We start from the raw sequence: 4,168 nt of genomic DNA on the forward strand, positions 1-4,168 counted from the left end.
AGCGGCGGCTGCACGGCATCGAGGACATTGCGCAGGTGGAGCGTGCCTGCCTGGAGCCCAACGGCATGATCAGCGTCGTCCGCCGGGACCGTGGCGGGACCGAACCGGTGCAGCCCCCCCCGAAGCCCTGTAGCTGTTCTTTCGGCCGCGGTGCCGCGGCAACCGAACCGCACTCCAGCCACCGGAGCGAACGGGCGGCCGCATCACGGGATGCAGGACTGCCCGGGCCGGCAGTAAAGGGGCAGATCGGGCGGGAAAACCGGCCGGCAAGACGATGGGCGGCAGGAACCGCATCCGGCTCCGTCGATTTTGCCTCCAATACGATCGCCGGGAAGGCCTCAACCTATGCGCTGATACTCGGCGGTTAAGACCCCGGCGGATCCGCGTTTGGCTGCCGTTTCGGGCAAGTGCCGGTGCCGGGGAGCGGATCCATAATGGGAATAAGGAAACACCTTCAGGGTTTTCAAACCGGTGAGGGCCTGCCGGGCGGGCAGGATCTTGCCGGAGCATGCGGGAGATGTCCGGTGTTGTCGTATGAAGAGAACAGGCGCCTGGCGCAGCTTGAGCGTGACCTGGCCGCCGAGGATCCCAGGCTGGCACGCATTCTGTCCGACGGGCCGGTGGACTCTCCGTCCCTGGGCCCTCCTGGGGCGGTGCGCCGGGCGGTCCTGACCGCAGTGATGGGCGCGGCTGTGTTCATCCTCGGCATCGCCTCGGAGCTGGCGGTCTTCACTGTTGGCGGATACGTGCTGGTGTATGCGGCTGTTCTGCGGTTTTTCTTTTTGTGCTGTCTGGATGACAGCTGCCCCTAAGACCGGCAGGAGCGCGGGGCCGCTGCCCGCACCGGTAGAGCGCCGGCTGCCAAGGTGCCTGTCAGTTCGGAACTGCAACCGATACCCAGGCATGGGGCGTGGAGGTGTGCGGGGAGCGCAGGTACCGCATACCGGATGAGGGGAGGCAGGCCATGGCCGCTGAGGATGCTGAATACGGGGATATCGCGGATCACGATGTCATCAGCCTCAGGTGCGTGTGCGGCAACAGCGCCGGCGATGAGGGGCTGATTGACGTCAATGAGGCGGGCATCGCCGTTTCTGTCGACCCGGGCACCGTGGTGCCGGAGGGCCTGGCCGAATGGCCTGAGGCTGACAAGGTCTATACGCTGTGCCCGGCCTGCGGCCGCGTCTACAGCAACGCAGTCATGGAAACAACCAACACGGCTCCGGTGGCCTTCCGGGCCAAGGTCAATGAGGGCCCCGTTGCCGAGGCGCTGCGCGTGCACCGGGAACTGGAGAACCAAAACCGCTGGGGCGCCCACACCGCAGAGCCCTGGCCACATCCTGCAGCAACGCTTCCCCGACACTCACATGAGTGAACCACGGCGGGCTGAGCCGTGAGTGTAGGGGCGCCGGGCCTGGACCAGCCGATCGCGGATATCCTGCAGTCCCGTAAAACATATGCGCTGCTATCGGCTGTGGTCAGGGACAAGGTGCTGCCTGTCCCGTACCACTGACGGGAGGCGGACGGGCGCCGAATTGGGTTTGAGTTCGTCCTGCGGTTCGGGGATTGCACGCCTTCGTCGAGGCCGCATATATACCGTGGAGCCGGGGGTGATCGGGGCTGACGGGAGCGGGAGACCGTGTTCCCGTCGGCTCCTCATGCGGCGGGTCCATGGTTACACCGGCCGGCATCCCAGGGCAGCAGTGAACCTTTTTCGCAAGCGGGCAAGCTCCGTGCCCGGCATGGAAGGGGATAGGCGGCGGGGTTTTTCCGTCTTGAATGCGGGGTTCCATCGGAGGAGCCCGGTGGTGAAGACTAAAGACATGCGTACCTTTGGCGTCGAGGAGGAACTGCTCCTGGTGGACGCGAAGACCGGGGCGTTGACCCCGGTCTCGGAGCAGCTTCTCGAGGAGGAACAAGACGGCAGGACCGCCCTGGCCGAGGCCGCGGATTCTGCGGGTGCGTACTCGGGGGCACTGACCTGGGAACTGAAACAGGAACAGCTCGAAGCCGTGTCAGCCCCGTACAAGGACCTGCGGGAGCTGGCTGCGGGCATCAGAGCAGGCCGCGCGGAGGCTGATCGCCAGGCCCGGCGGTTCGGGGCCAGGGCCGCGGCACTGGGAACCTACCCCCTGCCGGCCTCCACCCGCCTGGTCCGGCGTCCGCGCTACCAGGCGATGGAAGCCCGTTACGGTATGACGCTGCGCGAGCAGCTTAGCTGCGGCTTCCATGTCCATGTCGCCGTCGCCTCCGATGACGAAGCTGTGGCGGTCCTTGACCGGATCCGGATCTGGCTGCCGGTTCTGCTGGCACTGAGCAGCAACTCCCCGTACTGGCAGGGAACCGACAGCGGCTACGCCAGCTTCCGATACCAGGTCTGGAAGCGCTGGCCCACCGCCGGACCCACCGAACTTTTCGGCTCCCCGTCCGCTTACCACAGCCTGGTCCGCATGCTCCTTGAGTGCGATGTCCTGCTCGATCAGGGGATGGTCTACTTCGACGCCCGCCTGAGCAGCCGGCACCCCACAGTGGAAATCCGGATCGCGGACGTCTGCCTCGAAGCGGACCACGCCGCGGCCCTCGCCGGAATGTGCCGTGCCCTGGTCGAGACCGCGGCACGGAACTGGCACGACGGTCTGCCGCCTCCGGCAGTCCCGGCGGAACTGCTGCGCCTTGCTTCCTGGCGGGCCAGCAAATCCGCAGTCGGCGATGACTTGCTCCACCCGTTGGAGAACGGCCGCTGCCCGGCAAAAACAGCCGTCGGCGCTCTGCTCAGGTACGTAGGACCGGTCCTGGCCGAAACCGGTGACCTGGAACCGGTCAAGTACCTGGCCGGCCGGATCCTGCGCACCGGAACCGGCGCAGACCGCCAACGGGCAGTCTTCGCCCGCCACGGCAAACTCACCGACGTTGTCTTTGACGCCGTCAGGCGCACACACCTTCCCGCCGCTACCCTTTGACCGCCGCCCCTTTCGAATGCAGAGGGTGCCGTGGCTCTGGAGAGTTGCCCTGGACAAGGCTCATAACGAAGGCAGAGTGTTCGAGACGAACACCAGTGCCGGCCGGCGTCTGCTATCGCCGTTCGGGCCCCTGAACGCCCGGCCAGCACATCAAGGATAAGAAGGCTTCGATGCCGTTATCGGATGAAGAGCGCAGGCGCCTTCAGGAGCTCGAAAAGGAACTCACTGCAGAGGACCCGGACCTTGCCCGCGAGTTACGGGACGAGGGACCCTCGGATAGGACCGGAGCCCGAAAAATCTACGGCCTTCTGACCATCGTGGCCGGTTTCGCTCTGGTCATCGCGGGGATCAGCACGCAGCTTACCGTTCTTGGCGTCATCGGTTTCCTGGCAGCAGGCGCGGGCGCTTACCTCTTCCTCAGCGGCCTCAGCCCGCAACGCTCCCCCGAATAGTAGGGCCGTTTAGTCATCCGGGTAGTCGAGCAGAACCGCCTCACCGTATGATTCGGTTCCCAAGCCGGCGTTCCGAGTTATAGATGGCTGCCGCCGGGATCTCATGGCTGTTGCCGGGGCAGCAGGCCCTGGCGGGTGGCGGTGACGACCGCCTCCAGCTGGGAGTGGCTCCCAGTTTGGACAGGATGGATTTAGTGTAGCCGTGGCAGGTTTGGGTGGAGATGCCCAGCGTGCGGGCGTTGGTGCGCACATCGGTGCCGGTGGCCATCAGGCGCAGCACGCCCATTTCCCGCTGGGTCAGGGACGGTACCTGCGGCCCTGCGGCCTGCTGCTGCCGGAAGGCGGTCAGGCGCGCCAGCAGCGCCGGATCAGTGATCATGCTGCCGGTCCTGGCGTCCCGCGGGGTCTGAATCAGTGTGGCCAGGGATCCTTCCTTGGCCACGAACGCGGCCACGCCCAGGGCCGCTGCCCGTTCCAGTACCTCGGCGGAGGCCATCAGTGGTTACCGGCAGGTGACACAGGGGGTTGACTTCCGTGCTGCTCCGTCCCATGCGTTTCAGGAGGGAACGGAGCAGCGCGCCGTGGCTTTATCGAACGGCTCTGCGGCCGGCCGCTCGTCGAGGGTGCGCCAGAAGTTGCGCATCAGGGCCTCGAAGGCATCGGTGGCAGCGTCGGTGTCGTCATTGATCACCAGGTCGTAGGCCAGCCCGTGGAACGAGTTGACCAGCAGCCTGGCTTCTGTGGCTGCCTCGTCCGGTG

General features: G+C 66.0%; 6 protein-coding genes and 1 pseudogene. 5 read left to right on the top strand and 2 right to left on the bottom strand.

Annotation, left to right across the window (positions count from 1 at the left end; genetic code table 11):
• From AC5RWU_RS23760 to AC5RWU_RS23780, 5 genes are all read left to right on the top strand, one after another.
• The coding region (locus AC5RWU_RS23760) for a hypothetical protein (protein ID WP_493986636.1) at positions 1-368 on the top strand (368 nt) is incomplete at its 5' end.
• A 156-nt stretch (positions 369-524) separates the two neighbouring features.
• Positions 525-812, top strand: a complete 288-nt coding sequence (locus AC5RWU_RS23765; RefSeq protein ID WP_493986637.1) for a DUF3040 domain-containing protein — start codon at positions 525-527, stop codon at positions 810-812.
• A gap of 152 nt (positions 813-964) precedes the next feature.
• The gene (locus tag AC5RWU_RS23770; RefSeq protein ID WP_493986638.1) at positions 965-1,372 is read left to right on the top strand and encodes a hypothetical protein; all 408 of its coding nucleotides are present in this window, start codon (positions 965-967) and stop codon (positions 1,370-1,372) included.
• A 433-nt stretch (positions 1,373-1,805) separates the two neighbouring features.
• Positions 1,806-2,957 (top strand): glutamate--cysteine ligase, encoded by a 1,152-nt coding sequence (locus AC5RWU_RS23775; RefSeq protein WP_493986639.1) that lies wholly within the window; start codon positions 1,806-1,808, stop codon positions 2,955-2,957.
• A gap of 170 nt (positions 2,958-3,127) precedes the next feature.
• Positions 3,128-3,409: a DUF3040 domain-containing protein gene (locus AC5RWU_RS23780; RefSeq protein ID WP_493986640.1), complete on the top strand. Its 282-nt coding sequence runs from the start codon at positions 3,128-3,130 to the stop codon at positions 3,407-3,409.
• 40 nt (positions 3,410-3,449) lie between these two features.
• On the opposite strand, the gene AC5RWU_RS23785 is transcribed toward AC5RWU_RS23780, so the two are convergent.
• Positions 3,450-3,905, bottom strand: a complete 456-nt coding sequence (locus AC5RWU_RS23785) for a LuxR C-terminal-related transcriptional regulator (RefSeq protein WP_493986641.1) — start codon at positions 3,903-3,905, stop codon at positions 3,450-3,452.
• A 60-nt stretch (positions 3,906-3,965) separates the two neighbouring features.
• Positions 3,966-4,168: pseudogene (locus AC5RWU_RS23790) on the bottom strand (hypothetical protein); the annotation flags it as partial.

This window comes from Arthrobacter sp. B0427-1-12, assembly GCF_059092905.1.

Excerpts from the sequence above, each read along its gene's own strand:
- AC5RWU_RS23770 (WP_493986638.1), top strand. The coding sequence starts at position 965 with ATGGCCGCTGAGGATGCTGAATACGGGGATATCGCGGATCACGATGTC.
- AC5RWU_RS23780 (WP_493986640.1), top strand. The coding sequence starts at position 3,128 with ATGCCGTTATCGGATGAAGAGCGCAGGCGCCTTCAGGAGCTCGAAAAG.
- AC5RWU_RS23785 (WP_493986641.1), bottom strand. The coding sequence starts at position 3,905 with ATGGCCTCCGCCGAGGTACTGGAACGGGCAGCGGCCCTGGGCGTGGCC.